Below are 19,750 nucleotides of genomic sequence, written 5' to 3'. Positions count from 1 at the left end.
GATCATCAGACAAGCAACCTTGGCGGGCGGAACCTCCTCTCCCTGTGCAGCACCCCGGACTTCAACAGCTTTGCGGGGGCACAGTCCCGCGGTGGCTGTTACGAGAAGGAGCACCTAGTGCGTACCGACCGGCGGCGGATCCTCTGTTGGTTCATGGGCGTGACAACGCTGTTCCTGGCGTTGATGGTCGCCCTCCTCATCTATCTGGGCAACGACCGGGAGGACCGGCTCGCGATCGCTGATGTGGCGGGGGTCTGGCAAGGCTCGGACGGCGGGCGCTTGACGGTTCGGGCGGACGGTTCTGCGGACCTGGAACGGATCACGCGGCCCGGACCGGACTGCGGGCAATCCACCGACGCGGCAGGTCGTTCCTACACTGGGCCGGCGACATGGGTCTTCGATACCTACCCCGACGAGAGGCCGGGGATCAGGTTCGACTATCAGGGGCCCGCTACCGCCAAGCCGTGCAAGCTCTACCTCGTGGTCTTCTCGCTGGAGGACGGCGCAAAAGGGTTCCTCCCCCAAGACCCATCCGACGTGAGTTACGTACGCTCGCCCGGCCAGCAGAACTGAACCAAGCCATCACTTTGCATCAGAAGGCCCGCCGCGGCCGACTCGACCAGGCGCAGCTCGACCTCCTCGCGGGTCTCGGGGCGGAGTGGTTGTAGCCGGTCGTGCCAGTCCACTCACGGGGTAACTCGTGAGTACCTGATCCATATCCCCCGTGGCGCTCCTCTGCCGACGTGGTCCGGGTCCACGTAGCGTTAGGCCAGGGGATCAAATGAACTTCGACGAGAACGAACCGCAGTCTCGGTCAGGGGCCGGTGCTGGCAGCGCGATGTTCGACTCCTCGTGTTCTGACGGTGGGAGTCAAGGAGTAGTTGTCGGCTGAGCATCGGCCGGGAGGAGTTGGACTATGCCAACCCAAGGGAAATCACCGGTCTTGTGGAACGCACGGACTTCGAATCGCCCTGCGGGCACCGGAACTGGGGCTTCGGCCGGTTTGCCTCTGCCGTCGGGGTAGGGCACGCCGAGATCCTCGCCTGCCTCGGCCGAGTCCATGAGAACAGCTGGGCCGTCGGTATCCCAGACTCCGCACTTCTCCCACGGCGTCGCCGGGTCGCTCAGGACGGCCTCGGCGGCGGCGAGCAACTCCGCGTCGGAGTCGGCGGCGAGCCACCGCAGGAAGATCCTCTGCTCGGGCAGGTAGCAGGTGGTGGCGGGCTCGTCGCCCAGCACCAGCACGGACGCAGTGCGGGTGTCGCCCAGGCCGATCACTTCGGCGTACTCCTCAACCGCGCAGGCCCGGTCGTAGTCGTCCGGCTGGTCGGTGCCGCCGACGATCACACCGCCCTCGGTGCAGCCGCCCCACTGGTGCAGGGCAGACACCGGGACGACGATCAGCGGCCCACCCATGGACGGCACCCAGGCCAGACCAAGCCTGTGGCGGATAGCGTTGTCGCTGTTACTCATGCGCGTAGTCTGCCGCTGCCCAGTGACAGGCCAAGCTACTGGACGGCTGCGAAGGTGCCACGGGTGTGACCGCGGTCAGTCGCGTGTGTGTTCGCGGGAGGGCGGCTGGCTGGCCCGGCGGGACTGTCGGCGGGTGATTCTGGTGGTCGGCATGAGAATGACACGGCGTTTCGTCATCCACGTCAGCAACAGGTGAGCAGTCACTGTCAGTGGCAACCCCCAGGTCGTTGAGCCTGCGCCACTGACACTCAGATGACGATGGTCAACTGACACTTCCCCGCAGACCATCACCACCGAAACGGATGAGCACCGGCCTCCCAAGCGACCCATCCCAGTCTCCACGAACTGCCCGGCTGCGAGCCCCCAGATGGCACGCCCAGCCATGTACGTGCTCTGAGAGGAGTCCAGCGATGAAGCGACCGGACACTGTGTTCCGGGCAGGCGTGTGACGCATCGGAATCGAGGGCCTCGGGGTCGCTGGAAATGGGTCCGTCGCGGTCTCCGCAGGCCCCCGGCTGCCCCCTACAGCGGCGCGCGATCCCCTGGGCCGACGTCCTCCAAGCAGGCGCCCACCCGCCCGTCCACGCCCTCGACGAATACGGCCTGACCTGGCATTTTCCCTAGATCCGCCTAGGCTGGAGGCTCTGCTGGAGACACCATTGGGGGGACTGAATGAGTGACGCCGACAACCCGTACGACGCCAGCCACATCCAGGTACTGGAGGGGTTGGAAGCCGTTCGGAAGCGGCCCGGGATGTACGTTGGCTCGACCAGCCAGCGCGGCTTGCACCAGATGGTGTTCGATGTCGTCGGCCGGGCGGTGAACGAAGTCCTGGCCGGCCGTGCCAGCGCTGTCGACGTCACCCTCACGTCCGACGGTGGCGTACGTGTCGCCGACGACGGGCCGGGTGTCCCCGTTGAGGCCGCAGGAGACGCAGGCGGTCCCGGCCTTGAAGCCCTACTGACCCAAATGCACCCGGGGGCGGAGCCAGGCGGTCGCCAGGCTGTGGCCATGAGCCTCTTCGGCGTCGGGCCCTGCGTCACCAACGCCCTGTCGAGCCGCCTGACAGCCGAGGTGCGGCGCAAGGGGGTCCACTGGGTCCAGGAGTACGCGCGCGGCGTCGCGCTCACCCCACCCACAAGTGCAGGACCGACGACCAGAGGCGGGACCACCATCGCCTTCTGGCCCGACACCGACATCTTCGAGACGGCGGAGTGCTCGTTCGCCGTGCTGGCGGAGCACTTCAGGGAACTGGCCTTCCTCAACCGGGGCCTGGACATCTCGCTGACCGACGAACGCCCCCCGGGCGGGTCCCGATCAGTGCGGTGCCGGTTCCCGGGCGGGGCTCGGGACTTCGTCGTCTTCCTCGACGCGCAGGCGGGAGCATCGGTTCACCCGGACGTCATCGGCTTCGAGCGGGAGCACCCGCGGATTGCCGGGACGGTCGAGGTGGCCCTGAGGTGGCGTGTCTCCCACGGGGAGCGGCTCCAGAGCTACGCCAACAGCGAGCTCACACCCTACGGCGGCACGCACATGGCAGGGTTCCGCGACGGGGTGGCGGCCGCGGTCAACGCGCACGTGAGGGAGCGGCGGCTCCTGGCGGAGGCAGCCCCCGATCTCAGCGTCGACCAGATCGGCGACGGTCTGACGGCGGTCGTGTCGGTGAAGCTGGACCGGCCCGAGTTCTCGGGCTCCACGCGCGGCGTGCTGGGCGGATCCGCAGTGCGCAACAGCGTCGCCGAGGCCGTACGGGAACACCTTGGCACATGGCTGGAAAGGCACCCAGAGCAGGCCGCAGCCATCGTCGGCCGGATCATCCAGGGCGCCGGCCAGGACTAGGCAGCCGCGAACCGCCCCTGCCGGTTCCTGGGAAGGGAGTCGGCAGGGGCGGTCGGGGTGGAGTGCATCCGACGGCCAGCTATCGCGTCGCCCGTCCGGTCGACGCGCCAACTACCCTGCGGGCCACCAACAGCCACACCAAGGCCAACTACAGCGCTCCTTACACCAGGCGCGCGGTCGAGGTTCAGGAACAGGTACTCACCTTGCCGTTTAACCTCGGCACGAGATGAGTCGGGCGAGCGCCTCTGTGGGCCGGCAGAGCCATCCAAGAAGTGGGCTCATGACCACGAACCAGTGGACGCTGATTCGGCCCTGCTCCTTGTCCAGGATCGCTGGGGCCTCATCCCGGTAGACGTAGCGGAGGTATCGGCGGCGGATGGGTGCTCCGGCTATCAGCAGCACTGGTGAGGTGAGAAGGATGGCTGCCGGGACCAGGGCTCTCGCCGCGGTGAGCTTCGCCTTCTCCTCGTATCGCATGCGCTCAGTGTGCTGATCCTCAATGCCGCTTGTCAGCCTGTTCTGCGGGGTTTGGTGCCGACGCTGTGGTGGGCGGGCCGGGCATACGCCTCGCCGGTGGCGAGGACGCGTCCGACGTCGTAGCGGGTAGCGGGCCGCCAATTCTTTGAGCCGGGCGGCCTGCCGGGGCCGGGGCGGGTGGGTTTTGGTGCACCGGCTGGCGTGCCGGTCTTCGCGCGCAGGTTCCTGAACCCGCGGCGGACCCGGGCAGGGGTGAGTGTTCGGTTCCGCTGGCCTCTCCCACGGGCTGCAAGCGGCCCACGCCGACCGGCTCCACGCGCTGTACGAACTCGCCCTGCGCACCGGCCTCCGCAAAGGCGAACTCCTCGGCCTCCACTGGGAAGACCTCGACCTTGGCTCAGGCACCGCCAGTATCCGCCGCTCGCTCCAGCGCACCCGAACCGGCGGCCTGACCGTCCTTCCCACCAAGACCCGAGCATCCGAACGCCGCATCGCCCTGCCGACCGAGTGCGTCCACTCACTGCGTAGCCACCAGGCTCGACAGGACGAAGAGCGCAACACGGCCGGGGTGTCTTGGAGGGGCAGCGGTCTGGTATTCACCACTCCGGAAGGTGGCCCCTTGGACCCGGCCAACATGACCCGCCGCTTCGCGGCATTCCTCAGCCGTGCAGGGCTGCGCCGCATCCGCTTCCACGATCTACGGCACTCGACGGCGACCTTGCTGCTGGAGCAGGGCGTCGACCTCGTCGTTATCAAAGAACTCCTCGGCCACGCCCACATCGGCGTCACCGCCGGCGTCTACGCCCACGTAAGGCTCCGCCTCCAACGTCAGGCCATCGACACCCTCAACGACGCCCTCGGTCGGCCCGACGACCACCCTGACGACCCACCGGCCACAGCAGCCGTCCGCTGACGTTGCCGTCACCGTTGCCGTCAAAACCGAAGATGCCCCCTCTTCGAATGGGCTGAAGAGGGGGCATCTTCGGTTTCAAACTTTGCCCAGAATCGCAAAGCTGCAATATTCAGACTTCACGAATCGCCGATCAGGCGAATTTATTCAGGGCGCACCTTCGTTACCGACTGCTGCTTCTCGAATCTTGCTCAGTTTGTGTTTGATGACCTGACGATTGACGATCGCAGATAGCGAGCCGCTATCACGCACCTTGGAAGCGAGACCATCAAGCCACGCCTCCGAGCTCACCCAGTCGAGCGGCAGTCTCGCCTTCGGCCAGACATTCGCGAGCTCGCTGGCTAGGTTCAGCCCTTCTGCAACCAGATCAGATCTCTCAGCCGCGGCAGAAATAAGGACGCTGTCCTCTATTTCCATGACGGCTGGTGGGAGTCCCGATTCTTGCCGAGCGATAGAGGCGGAATGGTATTCCTTGACGATCTGTTCCAGCGACGGAGGGCTCCCGACAGGGAGCCTGCTCTGCTCAGCCAATGTGCGCGCCGCATCCTGGAACTCGACCCCATGCCGCGAGAAGAGAATGCGTTCCGGCTGACCTGAGGTTCGCTCAAGGCGCTGCCCCAACATCAGAGAGATCACCGGAAACTCCCTGGTCAGCGCATGAACGTGCACAGTTGGGGTGTATCCGTCCCCAGACGTTGACCGGTCGAGGCAGATTCCCTGGACAACCGGACCGATTCGGCGCAGGAGATGCATCGGACGCCAGGCATCGAAGCCCGGGAACTCTGCAACCCAGTCCGATGTCACACGGCGCGGCGTAGCCACGTCTGACTTGGTCACGGATTCACCTCGATTGTGAGCCACGCCCCTGGAACTTGATTGGCGTTTAGATTTGCCTGCCGCTGACCGATACCTCTACCAGGATGCACAAGGAACTTGTAGTCGTAGATGATGCCAGCTGCTGGATCATATACGTCTGGGCGGGCACTTCCCGCAGTCCCATGTGGCACTACAACCCCATTCAGGTAGCTCTGCTCTGCAACCAGTCCACGAGAGCCGTAGATTCCCTGGTAGCGATTCAGCAACGTCTCGGCATATTTATGCTTCTTGGTGCCCGCGACTGCGCCACTGCCACCAACCTTGGCCTCAGCTCGCGTTGCGATGGACTGAATGAGGTCCAGGTTGGACGGATTGGTAGAACCGTTGCATGCGCAAGGCGTGCCGTTGGGTGCTACCCCGCCACCGCAATTGTGAACCAGGACCGGAGTGGCCCCCGCCAGCACATAGTACGTGTGAAGGTCGGCGATGGTGAGGTTGTGGACGGTCGAGCGTGGGGTCGTCCAACGCTTGACAGCCTTGACCTGAACGTGCGCTCCGGTGCTGGTGCGGAGCCACTCGCCAGGCTGGAGGTCGGTGGCGTCTTTCCACTTGGCGGCGCCGATAACCCAGAACGGGTGCTTGTCGGTGGCAGTTATGTTCTCGGCGGGTGTTTCGGGGTTCCCGTCAGAGTCAACGCTGACCTCGACGAGGTTCTTGGCTCCCTCCCCGAGGATGATGGCCGTCGCTTCCTTGGCTGCGGTTTCCCCGGTCTCGGGATTGGTTGCCAGGACCATGTCCCCGGGTTGCAGGTCCTCGATCGCCTTGGTTGTACCGTCGGCCATCAGGACGAGTGTTCCGGTAGCGAAGCTGTTGACGAGGCACTTGATGCGGGAGGCAAGGGCTTTCGCGGCGGGTATTGCGCCCTCTTCTGCAACCCTTGCCGCCGCGTGTGCCGCTAGGCCACCGACTGCACCACCAACCACGGCTCCCGCAGCACCCCAGATCGCCCCTTCGGTCATGTCTGTGAGGACGCCCATAGTGCTGTGGTCCGCGTCTTCGTTCATCCAGTTTGCTGCTGCGGCGCCTGCGGCTCCGGCGAGTGCTCCGCAGCCGACGGCCAGGGCGAATCCTGCTCCGCCGGTTGCGACGCCTGTCGCGGTTGCTGTGGCTATGCAGGCGGTTCCGACGACGACTTCGGTGGTGAACGAGACGATAAATACCTTGTTTTCGTTCCAGAACTTCTTAGTGCTCTTTACCGTCTTGTTCCAGTTGCACTTCGAGAAGATGCCGCAGTCTTTGCCTTTGTTCTTGGGGCCTCCCCCGTTGCCCTTGGGCCTGCCGTCGCCGTATCCGCGGACGTACCTTTCGGCGGCTTCAACGACGTTCTCCGGGGCGGACTGGAAGCCGCCGTCGTTGTCTCCTGCGAAGTACTTGAGGCCGCTCGGGTCGGCGTTGGAGATGGGGTTGCCGTTGGAGTAGGTGTACCCGTTCATCTGGAGCGGGTCGGTGATGTCGATGACGGGGTCGACGGAGATGAAGCGGCCCGTGGTGGGCTCGTACTCGCGGGCGCCGATGTGGGTCAGGCCCGTGGTGTTGTCGTCGTTCCCGGTTCCGAGGAAGGTGCGGCTGCCGGGCCAGTTGCCGGGCTGGGTGCCGCGGGGGTTGCCGTAGGGGTCGGACTTGCGGCGGGTGACCGTCTGCCCGGTTGCCTGTTCGACGCTGGTGGTGGCGGTGTTGTGGTGGTCGCTGAGTTGGACGGAGAGGCTGTGGCCTGTCGTCTTGCCGTTGGTGCGGCGGACGGTGGTGGGGGCGCCGGGGTTGCTGTAGTAGCGGACGGCGTCCATGGCCTGGCCGGCTTTGTTGACGGTGATCTCGGCTTCGCCGAGGTGGAGGGTGCGGGAGCTGCCGGTTTCCTCGACGAGACGGTTGCCGGAGGCGTCGTAGAGGTACTGGGTGGCGTTGTTGCTGAAGGTCCACTGCTGGGCTGCGGCACCGGCGACGCAGGTGTAGATGTCGAGGTCGTTGCCCTCAGCGGGATTGTCGTTGGGGACAGTGACGCAGGCCTGGGCCTTTGTGCTGTAGAGGGTCTTGTCGGCGCGGTAGGTGAACTTCTGGGCTTCGTTGGTGCTGTCGCAGGGCTTCAGGACGGCTTCGCCGCCTTCGGCGGTGAGGCACTTTCCGAGGGCCTGGACGGTGCCGCCGGTCAGGCGCCACTGCTGGGCCTTGGACTCGTTGCAGGTCAGCAGCTGGACGGGAAGGGCGCCTCCAGCGTTGGGGGTGGCGCTGCTGTCGACGTCGAGGCACTTGCCGGCGAGGCCGGTGACGGCAACGGCGCCGATGCCCGGGCTGCTGGCTTGGGTGAGCTTGTTGCGGGGGTCCCAATTCAGGGTCTGGGTGTCGCCGTCGATACGGCGGGTCGTGGTGTTTCCGAGAGTGTCGTAGGCGTAGGTGGTGAGCGAGTTGACCGTCAGACCTGGCTTGGTGGTGGTCTTCGCGGCCTGGGCGAGCGCATGAGGCTGCTTCTTGTTGCCGCCCCCGATTTCAATGCCGTAGGCGTAGGTCGTCTTCTCGCGGGTGGAGCCGTTGGAGGGGTCCTTGTCGAGGAGCTGGGTTCGGTTGCCGATCGCGTCGAACTGGTATTCCTGCCAGTAGCCGTCTCCGTCCGGGCCTGCGGTCGCGTGCGTCGGATCCAGATCGGTGGGCTCCGTGCAGGTGTCCGTGTTGCCGGTCCAGGCCTTGACCAGCTGACCCAGAGCGTCGTAGGTGAAGCACTGGCGGTCGGCGTTTGGCGGCAGCTGGGCTGTCGCGCCAGGCCGGGTATCGGTGATGGACGTGGGGTTGCCGGCGGCGTCGTAGGTGTAGGCAGTGGCGGACAGGAGGTTCGGTGCGGTCTCGCGGTGGTTCTCGGTACTGCTGAGCCGGCCGGTGTTCGGGTTGAAGGAGTTGGTCGTCCACACACGGTTCGGGGCGCTGCCCGATGCCGTGCGCAGGACCTCGCCGAAGGGGCTGTAGACCGTCTCGGCGGTGTACCAGGTCAGGCCTGACATGGTCTGGGGCATGCCGTCAGCGTTGTACCGGGTGATCAGCTTCTCGGCGGCGAGCCCGCCGGGTGTTGCCGGAAGGGTCGTCGACTGGACCTTGCCCGTAGGGGTGTAGGTGGTGCTGTAGGCGTAGGTGCCGGCGAGTCCCTTGGTTGCGGGGAACTCAGGGGTGCCTGTGATCTCCGGAATCGTGATCTTCGAACCGGTGGGCCGGTACTCGCTGTCGTAGCCGGTGACCTCGCTCGTGAACGCGGTGTCGCCCGCCCAGCGGATGGATGCGACCGGCTGGCCCTTTGCGTTGGGCAGGGTGTCGTAAGTCCAGGTGGCGACCTTGGGTCCGGTGGGGGAATTGTCCCGTAGTTCGGTTTTGCGGCCAAGTACGTCGTAGGTCGTGAACTGTGCCTGGCCGGCGGAGTTCGTGACAGAGACCTGCTGGTCGAGGTTGTTGTAGGTGAAGGTCGACTTGCCCGTGTCCGGGTCGTCCGACGTGGTCATCCGGCCACGTGCGTCGTAGGCGTAGGACCAGGTGTTGGCCTTGGTGTCGGTCACCTTGGTCAGCTTGTTGCGCAGGTCGTAGGTGTAGCTGGTCTTGTTCGAGGCGGAGTTGGTCAGGTCGGACTTGGTGGTGGTGTAGTGCTCGACCTGCGAGGTACGGCCGAGAGCGTCAACCGTCGTATTGACCGCGCGGCTGCCCTTGAGCGGGGTCTTGCCATCGGCCGACATGCCGGTCCGGGACCTCGTCCAGTCGCCGCCGTACTCGACGGTGCTCGAGTCCTGCGGGGCCGTTCGGTGGAAGGTGGTGGTGTGCACCACCCGTCCGACACCGTCGTAGGCCACCCGAGTGGAATTGGGGACGACGCCATCGGACTCGGGGACGAAGATCTTCTTCTCGGGCTTGCCTTCGGCGAGGTAGTTGTTGTTGGTCCGGCGGACAGCGCCGTTGGCGTTGTACAGGGTGTCTGTGATCAGGCGGCCGCCGCCCAATGCGTCGGTCTGTCCCTGCCGCTGGCGCAGCAGGCCGTCGTAGATCGCGATCGACTGCTTGTAGGTGCCGTCGTCCTGCAGGGTGGCGCTGGTGACGGTCGGCGGTGTGTGTTCCTTGATCTCGTAGGCGAAGGTGTGGGCTGCCTTGTCGGTGCCGGGCTTCTGTGACGGTGTCCAGACGGCCGTGGCCCGGCCGAGGGCGTCGTAGGCGGTGGTGACCTTCCGCCCGTTGGCGTCGGCTTCCTCCACCGGCACGCCGCGGCCGGGGTCGTTCTTGGTGCTGGTTGTGTGCCCCAGCGCGTTGGTGCTGGTCACCGTGAACGCGGGACCAGTGGGCGGGCTGTATACCGTCGTGACGGGATTGCTCGCCGCGTCGAGGGCCTTGGTGGGCCGTCCGAGCGCGTCGTACTCGGTGCGCGCGGTGGTGATCCAGCCGGTGCCGGCCCCGTCGTTGGTGTCGGCCTGGTAGGCCAGTCCCTTGCTGGGGGCGGCTCCGAACGCGTTGAGCGCGTCGTAGGAGGTACGGGTCTCCGAGAGCAGTGCCCCGGTGGCCTTCTGGGAGCAGTCACCCGCGGTGGTGCGGATGCCGGCGGCCAGGCCGATCAGGTGTGCGGTGGTGTTGTGGACGTAGGTGGTGCTGGCGCAGGTCTGGTCGCTGAGCTGCTCGCCGCCCGTGCCGTTGGGTGTCACCACTTCGGACTGGATGGCCTGGATGAGCCCGTAGGACGCATCGAACTGTGGGTCGTACTTGTTGTCGAAGGTGTTGCGCTTGCGGACGGTGCGGGTGGAGCCGTTGCTGATCCACTGGATCTCGTCCGTGCGTGAGGTGCCGGAGCGGTAGGCGTACAGCGTGGTGTTCTCGGGCCTGGCCCGTTCACCGGTCTTCTCGTGCCACGGCCAGGTCAGGGTGCGCGAGAGTGGGGTGCCGCCCACCTTCGTGTACGTGGTGGTCTCTGTCGCGATGCCCTGGTACTGGGGGAGGTCCTCGGCGATGTCGGCGCCGTTGGAGTCCTTGACCGTGATCTTGACGCGGCCGGCGTCGCCCGACATGCCGCGGAAGTACCGGGTCCGGGTCTCCGACTGCTCGGTCGCGTCGTACTCGCCCGTGGTGGGGGTGGTGGTGCCTCGCGTGGTGACGACGGAGGCGTAGCCGCGCCATTGGCTGTAGGTGCGCATCTTGGGCTTGGAGAACTCGTCGGTGTCCTTGGCCCAGGCGGCGTCACCTTCGTAGCTGTACTTGGTGGTGACGTCGGGCTGGAGGGCGACGCGGTCCTTCTCCGTGACCTCGGTGACGACGTACTTGTTGAACCACGCCAGCGGCGGGTTCTCCAGGCTGCTGTCCGGTGACCAGTGGACGGGGTAGCAACGGCTGGTGTTCGCTTCAGGCTGCGGGCGTGGTGCATCGACCGCGCAGGGTTCGGAGTAGGTGACGTGGATGTCGCCGCCGGTTTCGGTGGCGATGTTCTCGATCCGCAGGCGGTCGAAGTCGGGCCTGGGGTCGTTCGCCGTCCTTGACTCGGTTCGGCATGTCCTTCCCGTTGGGGCGGAAGGTAACCAGGGGAAGCGACTCGCTTAGCTGCGCGTCGGCGCTGTCCTTCTGGGTGCTGTACCCCGTGCGCAGGATGGATTCCAGCCACAGCGGCGGGGAGGTGTCTGTGCGCTGCTCCGGGAAGTAGTGGGACAGGCTCCACCTGTCAACGAAGGAGAGGTCGGTGGAGCCCTCGGTGCGCTGGGCCTTGGTGGTGACGGCGGTCAGGCGCTTGCGGGTCCAGAACGTCGGCGAGCTGACATAGCAGTCGCTTCCGGCCTTGCAGTGGAGAGTGGACGGAGTGTCCCACCAGTACTGCTTCTCTCCGTAGTTCTTCGACTCGAACTTGTCCGGGGCGCAGAAGCCCTCCTTGAGGCACCGCTCGTCGACGCTGAACTCGATCTTTGCGGCGGGTGCGCCCGAGAGGTTGGTGTTGCGGAGGCCGTAGCCCGCCAAGCGGTCAGTGAGCCCGCAGGCCGTCAGGAAGGCGACGCACTGCTGACGGCTGGCCGGCAGCGCCTCCCGGGTGACGATCCTCGCGGCCTCGCTGACCGGCAGCAGATGGGCGGCGCCCATCTGCTTCTGGAGTCGTCGCAGCGGCAGAACTCCGGCCCGCTCATAGAAGTACTCCAGCGCCACGCTCAGGGCACCGAGCGTGGTGAAGAGCTCGGGCGCACCAGGGCGGCGCAGCTGCCTCAGACGGCCCCCGCTCGGCGATCCGGGCATGCTGCCACAGATGAGCGACGGCGCCGTCCGGGTCGTGCAACCCGGCGACCTTCGACGGAACGGTCGCAGAGTGCCCGGCCGGACGGGCAACCGGGCGATCGTCAGCCGAGAGCTCACCAGTAGGCGCTGTCGTCCCAGGGCTCGAAGTCCGCGAACTCAACAGGGTCGTCGTCCTCGTCCAGGGCGGCGAACCCATGCGTGATCAGCGTGCCGCGTTGCCAGCCGAGGAGGGTGTCGATCAGGCCGCGTTCGAGTGGCGGTCCCTGGTCGGCGTGGCGCGGCCAGACGATCAGCGGCCATGTGTCGGGATCCCCGCCCTCGGTGAGCCAGCCGAGGTAGTCGCCGTCGATGGAGTTGGCGAAGGGGAGGAAGCCGCCGGGCTCGGGCCAAACAGCCAGCGGGTACCAGCCCGGGTGGCCGTCCTTGAGCTGCCGGTAGGCGTCCGCGGTGTCCTCGAGGTGCGTAAGGAAGCGCCGCTCGCCGGTCCGGAGCGGGGTGTGGAACCGCAGCCACCCGCTCCAGGCGCCGGCGCCGTACCCGTCCATCAGCCGCACGTACTCCCCGGGCAGCCGTGTCCCCAGCTCGGCGAACAGCCCTTCCCAGGAGCCGTTGCCGAGGTACGGGCGCTCGGGTGGCGGCGACAGCAGCTGCAGCGCGTCCAGCCCGGTGCCGGTCTCCAGCGCGATTCGGCGCTCGGCCCCGGTGAGTCGGGGCGGGACCGGCGCGGGCGGGATCCACGCCTCGGCGTCGGGAAGGAAGGCGGTCCGCGCGACGGTACCCGGCAGCGGGCCCAGCAGCGGGCCGGGAGGAGAAGGGAGCTCCCAGGTGTCACGGACGGTGTGCCGCAGATAGTCAGTGAGCGTCAGGTCGTACCGGTGCCACCGCAGCAGGCCACTGCCCGGCACCGCCCCCGAGTGCCGCACCACCACGGTCCACTTGTCGGGGTCGACGGAGGCCGAGGTGTCCCAGAACAATACGTCGCTGCCCCGCGTGCAGCCCCAGGCCAACAGGCCCCCCGGCTCGGGGTGGAGCACAGGCCGCTCGGCCTCGGGCAGCCCCCGCGCCTCGATCCGCGCCTCCCGGTGCGTCGCGCACAGCCACTCGCCATAGTCGAAGCTGTCCCGCTGGACGCACGGCACGTGGATCCACACGTACTCACCGAAGTCCAGCGGCCCGTACCGGTCGGCAAGCCGCTTGTAGTCAGCTGGCAGCCGCAGTCCGAGCCAGTCCTCGACGGCCGCCCAGTCGATGGGCACAGAGGAGGGCGGGCGCCCGGTGGAAGGGTTGGCAAATGTGCTTATGTCCGATGTCAATTGACGTCCTTCCAGCGTGCGTCATGTACTCGCCAGATTCTTCCGTCCCCTCGGACCAGGCGGAAATCGGGCGGCGGCGGGTATGCCTCGCAGGTCGGACTGGCGCGCCTGGAGGACGAGATCGCCCGCAGGGTGGCGAACTGGACGCGGAGCGGCATCGACCGAGGTGGCCCGAGAAAGCACAGCACGCGCTGGTTAACCTGACCTTGGTTCGGCCGCGTGGCGGACGTCGCCGGCGACCGCGAGACGGTGCCGATCAGCATCGCCGAACTGCGCACTCACGCGCTCGGCCTCGGCTGCCAGCACTCACGAACGGCCTCGGCGATCCGGTCGGCCGCCCACACCGCCCGGGACGGGGCGAGCCGGCCGTACCCGACGACGAGGGCAGGCGCCTGACGGCTGATCGTGTACCGGGCGAGCGGCACCACCGCGACGCCCAGCTCGCTCAGCCGTGCGACGACGGCATGCTCGTCGGTGCCCTGCGGCAACGGCACCGTCAGATGCAGACCGGCGGCGATGCCGTTGGCACCTATCGCGACGTGCCTGGTCAGGGCGGCGACCAGAGCGTCCCGGCGGGCGCGGTACGCTTTACGGGCCCGCCGTAGATGCCTGTCGTAGCCGCCGGTCTCGACGAAATGCGCGAAGGTGAGTTGTTCGAGCGTGCTGGGGCCGGCGCCGGTCGCCTCCAGGGCCGAGAGCAGCGGCCTGCGCAGGCCGGCGGGCGGCACGAGCCAGCCGAGCCGCAGGCCGGGGTGCAACGTCTTGCTGACCGAACCCAGATAGGCGACATGTTCGCGCCCGAGACCGGCCAACGCGCCGACCGGCCTGCCGTCGTAACGGAACTCGGCGTCGTAGTCGTCCTCCACGATCAGACCAGAACTCTGCGCAGCCCAGGCCAGCAGGGCCCGACGACGGTCCGGCGAGAGCACCGCGCCGGTAGGGAACTGGTGGGCCGGTGCGCAGACCAGCGCGCCGACATCCGCCCGGCGCACCGCCTCGACGTCGACACCCGACGAGTCCACGGTGACCGGCTCGATGCGCAAGCCCGTGGCGGCGGCCACCTCCCGCAGGCGGAACCAGCCGGGATCCTCAACCGCCACCCCGGAATCCGCCCTGGTGCTCAGCACGCGCGCGACGGCGGCCATGCCGTGCGAGGTGCCGCAGGTGATCAATACCTCCTCGCTCTCCACCAGGATGCCCCGAGCCCGCCTCAGGTAGGCGGCGACCACCTCGCGGAGGAGGGGTACTCCCTCTGCGGGCGGGAAGACCGGCGGCGACCAGTCGGCGACGGTGAGCACGTGCTGAAGGGACCGCATCCAGGCAGCGGCGGGGAATCCGTTGATGTCCGGGGCGCCGGGCCGAAGATCTGCCACACACGGCGGCGCTTCCGGAGCCGCGCTCCGCTTCGGTGCCGGCTCGCTCCGGGCGGCGGCGACCCGGGTGCCCGAACCCCGCCGGGTCTGCAGGTGTCCCTCGGCCGTGAGTTGGACGTACGCCTCGTTGACGACCCACCGGGAACAACCGAGCTCCGCGGCGAGCGTACGACTGGACGGAAGCAGATGCCCGGGCCCGAGCCGGCCCTGCCCGATGGCGATCCTGATCGCGCCGGTGAGGCGCTCGTGCATCGGGCGACCGTCGTCGGGGAGCTCGACGAGCAGGCCGGTGGCGCGATTGGTCCGGTCAGCAGGCATGCGAGTGGACTGTACACCCGGACCGGTTCTTTCTAGCGTCAGTGTTCGCAAGCCCGGCGTTCATGCCAGGCCAGGAACCAGGAGCACCAACTGATGTCATCCGTGAATCACGAGAGCCTCACCGTCGTCGCCCGGCTGCGGGCGAGAGCCGGACGGGAAGAGGAACTTCGGGAAGCATTGACTGCGCTCGTGCCGTACACGTTGAGCCAACCCGGCTGCATCAGCTACGACCTGCACGTCGACGTGAACGACCCGGCCTCGTTCCACTTCCATGAGATGTGGCGCAGCCGGCAGGACCACGCAGCCAACCTGGACAAGCCGCACCTCCAGGAGTTCCTCGCCCGCTCGGACGACCTCCTCGACGGTGGCGTCCAGGCGGTTTTCATGCGACGTCTGGCACCCGTACCCACGGCTGCCTGATCATCGACAACGCGGTTCGGCGCGGCCCGGCTGCCGGCACGGCAAGGACGCCGACCCGCTGAGCGTCCTCGCCCGCGAGGCCCCCGTGCGGCTCGAGCTACCCGAGCGGCTGAAGGACCGGCGCGGTTCGGGCCGCGGGCGCGCGTCTGCCGTCCGGCCAAGGGCGGCTACCGCTTCGCGTATGGTAGACGGGGAGTTGCTGCGCGCCCCGAAAGCCCGTACACGCGTTGCGTGGGCCGCCCTGGCGGTGCCCGGCGCCGACACGCGCGGGGTCTACCCGCCGAAGACTGCGTTATATGCCTGCTGGCCTTGCTGGAGGGTCGTGGTCAGGGCGGCCGATGCGGCGCCGATCTGGGTCAGTCGGCCCATAACGGTGTCGTACGCCGCGCGGACACGTCCGGGCTGGGCGGTCTCGCTGCTGGCTTCCTCATCGAGGACTTCGGCGTCGCGGATGAGCTCAGCCTGCTGCACAGGATCGAGGCCGTAGGTCGGGGCGAGCTGCTGGACCAGGGCTGCGAACTCGCGCATGACTCCGGGGTCGAAGGCGTTGTTGTGGTTGTGCTGCTCGACCTTGCCCTGGGATCCGGCGACGACGTTGGTACCGGTGATGCTGTAGTAGTCGCCAGGGCGGGTTCGGTTGAGGTAGTCGCTCACAGTCGCTCCAGAAAGTACGCAGTCGATGCCGTCGAGGGTGATGGCGACGGTTCTGGGTTCGGTGCCGGCGTCTTCGACGAGTCCGGAGTTCGTCAGGCGCGCCAGGGCGTAGTCGAGTTCAGTTTCCGATAGGGCATCGCCTGCAAAGTGCGACTCGGCGGCGTCCAGGAAGGCGGTCGGGTCCGTAGGGCGCTGGTCGTGTCCGGTGGCGTAGAGCCAGAGCAGGAAGGTGTCGGTGGCGTAGCGGTGCCGGGCGGCGGGTGCGCTGCGCAGTCGGGAGAGCCGTCGCAGTTCTACTCGTCCGTCGGCGGTCACCCTGTGGGAGTCGGGCGTGAGGTTGATCCAGAGCGCGGACATCCGTGAGTGGCGCACCCACGACGTCGGCGATGCAGGCGGCCACACGATCGGCGGCGGGAAACCGTCTACGTCGACACCAGCACCGAAGAGCCGCCATGGCCACCGTCCAGGTCGGGCTGCCCACCCGCCGCCACCTGGTCTTCGTCCCGCTGAACGGCGCGATTGTCGGGCCCGGCTACGTCAAGGTCGACTATGACCGGCCGCTGGTGAAGAACTTCCCGCCGATCGGCACGGACGACGTCCTGCCCGCCGAGGACGAGGCTGCGGTCTTCGCGTACTACCGCCTGCTCTACCAGCCCGGCGCGAACGGTGAGCGCCAGCTGGCCCGCCGCTGACCGGCCCCTCAAGGAGGTGCCTTACGTCATGACGCTCTTCGTGATCCTGGTCAGCGTGGCGATCGGGCTCAGCGCGCCGCCTGGCTCCGGCTTGCTTGTCATGGGCAGGGAAGGGATGCCGCGCGAGGCGGCCGGCACCGTCGCGGCGGCCCGCACCGCCTGCGCGTCGATGATCCCCGCAGTGGGCTCGGCCTCACGGCCTTCGCGTTCACGGACCTTCCCGCGCAGCCGCGTGGAGTGGGCCGAGATCCGGCCCTGCCTTCATGCGCGTGAGCCTTCGCGGCCGTCGGCACCTCCTACGACGGCCGCGTCCGCCGCCTCACCGTCCACCTCCCCGCCACCTACGCCCAGCGCCTCTTCGACGCCCGCAACGGCTCAGCGCACAGGCGTTGGAGCCCTGCGGGGGTGATGGCGCTGCTGGTCGGTTCGGCTGGGGGTGAGGGTTGTCTGGGCCGGCCGGGAGGGTTTTGGAGATGAGCAGGGCGAGGAGGATGGGGACGGCTTGTGGGCGAGTTGTTGGGTGGCTGCTTTGAGGCGGTGGGCGCTGGCCAGGGGCAGGGAGAGTGCGAGGGTGCCGGTCGTGCGGGTGCTGGCGGCCACGGCGCCGCAGACCACTCGGTTTGGGTACTCGCGCCGGTCGTAGACGGGCTGGTTGGGGGTGATCCGTCCGAGGGTGTCGATCAGGTGGCGGGGGTTTGTGATGGTGCGTCGGTGAGGCGGGCGGCGCGGTGACGGGTGAGGTGGTGGGCGCGTAGCTCTGTGGGGACCGGCCTGCCACCAACCGGAGGAACACCTCCGCCCCGACGCCCGACTGCCTTCCAGAGTTTCCTGGACCAGCACGGCATCCACCGGCCGAAGTCCTGGAGAAGTTCCAGCGGTTGACACCACCAGCCCGGAGATCCCCGACAGAGTCAAGCTCAGTCTCACTGACCAACGACATCAGCCGACGAAACGTTCTTGAGTGCGTCGGCGAGGGCACCGGCCCCGTCCGGGGTCAGTTCCATTACGAGCCGACCGCCGCCTTCGAGCGGTATCCGCGTGACGATGCCCTGCCCCTCCTCGTTGACCTCGAGCGGGCCGTCGCCCGTCCGCGGCAGCATGATGGCCCTGACGTTCAGCGGCTGAGTGGATTCACCTTCGTTGGCGACGGTCTTGAGTGCGTCAGCGAGGGCATCGGCCTCGTCCGGGGTCAGTTCGACTACGAGCCGACCGCCGCCTTCGAGCGGTATGCGCGTGACGATGCTCTGCCCCTCCATGGTGGCCTCGAGCGGGCCGTCGCCCGTCCGCGGCCTGATCCTGCCGTAAGGGAATTCACCGTCGTTGAGGGACAGTGCCCGCGTCCCGTTGCTCTCGGTCTTGACTGTGGACGCCCCCAGAGCGGGTGTCGCGGTGGCGGCAGGCGTTAGGACGACCGTGGCCCCCAGAAGGAACGATGAGGCGACGAGCGAGATGACGGCATTGCGTCGGATGCGCCGGGTCATGATGGGTGTCCTCCCTCGCGATGAATGGAGGGCCGCGGAAACAGGGGGCAAGTCGCCGCGCCAGCGCTCCGGGAGTGGTCCCTCCAGCCACAGCGCGACAACGGATATAGGGCTGTGGCGCCGCTGTGGCGCCGGACTGATCGGAAAGGCGCCGCTCCATCCATCCTCCCCTTCCCCGAACCGGGTGTCGATCGGACGGCCATGTGAGCGGGCCTGGCGGACAGGCCCAGCAGCTCGCTACTGAGCGGCTTGACGGTTTGGCTTCGTGAGGTGTCTACCGCCTCGCCACCGCCCCGAGCCCGCGCTGAACAACATCTCGCCGCGAGCCGGCCAGGACGCATGCGGCCTTGTGAGCGGCGTCAGCGCTCACGGATCTTGACCACCACCAACCGCCCACCGTCAGTTTGTTCACCGGCCCAGGCGTCAGCGGCTGACCTCGACAGCTACAAGATCCCCGGCAGAGTCAAGCTCAGGCACGGGCACGGGTGAAGGGGGGCGTCCGCATACCTGACCGCCGCGTGGTGCCTTCGCCGCCGGTTTGCGCCTGCCGCCTGCCCGGCTGGCGAATGAGAGTTGAAGGAAGAAGTGCAACGCGTTCCCTGCACATCCACCCACATCCCTGTGCCATGCAAGGACCCATTTGAAGTCGGGTCCGATCACGCTTGACCGGGCCCGCGGAGAGGGAGAACCGGAATGGCCATCAACGAAACAGTGACGGGCGATGACAGCGTGGCGGTCACCGGGACCGCCACCCCGGGCGAGCGAACGGTCGGCGTCGGGGGGCGGGGGGACGCCGTAGGCGTCCAGGGCAAGGGTGCCCGCTGGCATGGCGTCGAGAGCCTGAGTAACAGCACGATCGGAGGGGCCGGAGTCTACGGAGCCAACTCCGCCGGCAGCGCCGGTGTGGTCGGCGAGACCTCGGGCCGCTTCAACCCCGCTGTGTTCGGCAAGCACAGCGATACAGAGGGCCAAGGCGTACTCGGCGACGCTGCAAACGGTGCCGGCGTGGCAGGCAAGTCCAAGAACTGGGTAGGGGTCCACGGGGAGTCAGAGAGCACCACCGGCGGCAGCGGCGTCTGGGGCGAGCACAAGGGCGCCGGTACCGGGACGATCGGCTTCAGCGCCCAAGGTGTCGGCGTGCACGCCCGGGGAGGCCGCCTCGCCGGGCTCTTTGAGGGAAGTGTCGAGGTCACTGGTGACCTCGTGCTGACAGGGGGGATGTGGCCGAGCAGTTCGACGTGGCTGTACGAGAGGACGATACTGATGAGATCGGTCCGGGCACAGTCGCCATCCTCGATGATTAGGGCGCGCTGACACCCTGCAAGCAGGCGTATGACACGTGTGTGGCAGGCGTGGTGTCAGGTGGGGTGACCGAGTGCCGGCACTCGTCCTGGACCGCCGGAAGCCCGGGTCGGGCCGAGAGGGAGAGGGCGCTTTCCGTCGAGCAGTTGCCGTCATCGGAAAAGTCTGGTGCCGCGCCGACGCGTCGTCGAAGCCCATTCACGTCGGCGACCTGCTGACGACCGGGCCTTGACCCCGGATTTTGGACACCGGAGACACTTGGATCTTGATGGTCCAGGAGAACGGAGTCCCTGTGGGGATGAAGCATTACCCCGCCGAGTTCAAGGCGGACGCGGTCGCGTTGTACCGGTCGAGGCCAGGAGCAACGATCAGGTCGGTCGCTGGTGATCTCGGGGTGAACACC

Annotated in this window: 14 protein-coding genes and 5 pseudogenes; 8 read left to right on the top strand and 11 right to left on the bottom strand. The window is 67.5% G+C overall.

Annotated elements, in window-relative coordinates; genetic code table 11:
- The first annotated feature begins 117 nt into the window (after positions 1–117).
- The gene (locus IF88_RS0133305; RefSeq protein ID WP_030721115.1) at positions 118–573 is read left to right on the top strand and encodes a hypothetical protein; all 456 of its coding nucleotides are present in this window, start codon (positions 118–120) and stop codon (positions 571–573) included.
- A 297-nt stretch (positions 574–870) separates the two neighbouring features.
- On the opposite strand, the gene IF88_RS0133300 is transcribed toward IF88_RS0133305, so the two are convergent.
- Positions 871–1,473 (bottom strand): Imm21 family immunity protein, encoded by a 603-nt coding sequence (locus tag IF88_RS0133300; protein WP_234323782.1) that lies wholly within the window; start codon positions 1,471–1,473, stop codon positions 871–873.
- A gap of 1,011 nt (positions 1,474–2,484) precedes the next feature.
- Here IF88_RS0133300 and IF88_RS0133295 point away from each other — a divergent pair.
- Positions 2,485–3,312 carry a hypothetical protein gene (locus IF88_RS0133295; protein ID WP_324617223.1) on the top strand — a complete coding sequence of 276 codons (828 nt, stop codon included), beginning with the start codon at positions 2,485–2,487 and terminating at the stop codon, positions 3,310–3,312.
- Positions 3,313–3,522: 210 nt separating this feature from the next.
- Here the strand turns inward: IF88_RS0133295 and IF88_RS0133290 are convergent, their stop codons facing one another.
- On the bottom strand, positions 3,523–3,789 hold the full coding sequence (locus IF88_RS0133290) for a hypothetical protein (protein ID WP_030721105.1): 267 nt from the start codon (positions 3,787–3,789) through the stop codon (positions 3,523–3,525).
- Between the two features lie 32 nt (positions 3,790–3,821).
- Positions 3,822–4,074: pseudogene (locus IF88_RS48545) on the bottom strand (transposase); the annotation flags it as partial.
- A gap of 1 nt (position 4,075) precedes the next feature.
- On the opposite strand from IF88_RS48545, the pseudogene IF88_RS0133285 reads away from it, so the two are divergent.
- A pseudogene (locus tag IF88_RS0133285) lies at positions 4,076–4,702 on the top strand (site-specific integrase); the annotation flags it as partial.
- A gap of 144 nt (positions 4,703–4,846) precedes the next feature.
- Here IF88_RS0133285 and IF88_RS46900 read toward each other — a convergent pair.
- The 5 genes from IF88_RS46900 to IF88_RS0133270 form a co-directional block, all read right to left on the bottom strand.
- Complete coding sequence (locus IF88_RS46900; protein WP_158754720.1) at positions 4,847–5,536, bottom strand: hypothetical protein; 690 nt, start codon at positions 5,534–5,536, stop codon at positions 4,847–4,849.
- Positions 5,533–10,590, bottom strand: a complete 5,058-nt coding sequence (locus IF88_RS41245; RefSeq protein WP_158754718.1) for a ricin-type beta-trefoil lectin domain protein — start codon at positions 10,588–10,590, stop codon at positions 5,533–5,535. The genes IF88_RS46900 and IF88_RS41245 overlap by 4 nt, the downstream gene beginning before the upstream one ends.
- Before the next feature lie 331 nt (positions 10,591–10,921).
- Positions 10,922–11,794, bottom strand: a complete 873-nt coding sequence (locus IF88_RS42525) for a hypothetical protein (RefSeq protein WP_051837983.1) — start codon at positions 11,792–11,794, stop codon at positions 10,922–10,924.
- Positions 11,795–11,907: 113 nt separating this feature from the next.
- Positions 11,908–13,050 carry an SMI1/KNR4 family protein gene (locus tag IF88_RS0133275; RefSeq protein WP_234323781.1) on the bottom strand — a complete coding sequence of 381 codons (1,143 nt, stop codon included), beginning with the start codon at positions 13,048–13,050 and terminating at the stop codon, positions 11,908–11,910.
- A 335-nt stretch (positions 13,051–13,385) separates the two neighbouring features.
- A complete protein-coding gene (locus IF88_RS0133270) occupies positions 13,386–14,798 on the bottom strand; it encodes a PLP-dependent aminotransferase family protein (protein WP_037807983.1) in 1,413 nt (470 codons plus the stop codon).
- 93 nt (positions 14,799–14,891) lie between these two features.
- Here IF88_RS0133270 and IF88_RS0133265 point away from each other — a divergent pair, with 93 nt between their 5' ends.
- Positions 14,892–15,218 (top strand): putative quinol monooxygenase, encoded by a 327-nt coding sequence (locus IF88_RS0133265; RefSeq protein ID WP_030721095.1) that lies wholly within the window; start codon positions 14,892–14,894, stop codon positions 15,216–15,218.
- Between the two features lie 273 nt (positions 15,219–15,491).
- Here the strand turns inward: IF88_RS0133265 and IF88_RS0133260 are convergent, their stop codons facing one another.
- Positions 15,492–16,229 (bottom strand): hypothetical protein, encoded by a 738-nt coding sequence (locus IF88_RS0133260; RefSeq protein ID WP_234323780.1) that lies wholly within the window; start codon positions 16,227–16,229, stop codon positions 15,492–15,494.
- On the opposite strand from IF88_RS0133260, the pseudogene IF88_RS41240 reads away from it, so the two are divergent.
- Positions 16,210–16,564: pseudogene (locus tag IF88_RS41240) on the top strand (PRC-barrel domain containing protein). The gene IF88_RS0133260 and the pseudogene IF88_RS41240 overlap by 20 nt on opposite strands.
- Positions 16,565–16,849: 285 nt before the next feature.
- A pseudogene (locus tag IF88_RS48535) lies at positions 16,850–16,945 on the top strand (XRE family transcriptional regulator); the annotation flags it as partial.
- A gap of 542 nt (positions 16,946–17,487) precedes the next feature.
- Here IF88_RS48535 and IF88_RS44520 read toward each other — a convergent pair.
- Together IF88_RS44520 and IF88_RS45885 are read right to left on the bottom strand one after the other, a co-directional pair.
- Entirely contained in the window at positions 17,488–17,664 is a 177-nt protein-coding gene (locus tag IF88_RS44520) for a DUF3117 domain-containing protein (RefSeq protein ID WP_078893303.1), read from the bottom strand.
- Between the two features lie 45 nt (positions 17,665–17,709).
- Positions 17,710–17,859, bottom strand: a pseudogene (locus tag IF88_RS45885) (DUF3117 domain-containing protein); the annotation flags it as partial.
- Positions 17,860–18,738: 879 nt separating this feature from the next.
- Between IF88_RS45885 and IF88_RS0133240 the strand changes: the two are divergent.
- Entirely contained in the window at positions 18,739–19,359 is a 621-nt protein-coding gene (locus IF88_RS0133240) for a hypothetical protein (RefSeq protein ID WP_030721092.1), read from the top strand.
- 280 nt (positions 19,360–19,639) lie between these two features.
- Positions 19,640–19,750: transposase (locus IF88_RS45880; RefSeq protein WP_037807981.1), on the top strand; the 111-nt coding region annotated here is incomplete at its 3' end.

Origin of the sequence: Streptomyces sp. NRRL F-2580 (assembly GCF_000720115.1) — a bacterium.
Taxonomy (GTDB): domain Bacteria; phylum Actinomycetota; class Actinomycetes; order Streptomycetales; family Streptomycetaceae; genus Streptomyces.
Note: the sequence above shows the minus strand (reverse complement) of the source record. Positions and strands in the feature narration are given on the sequence as shown.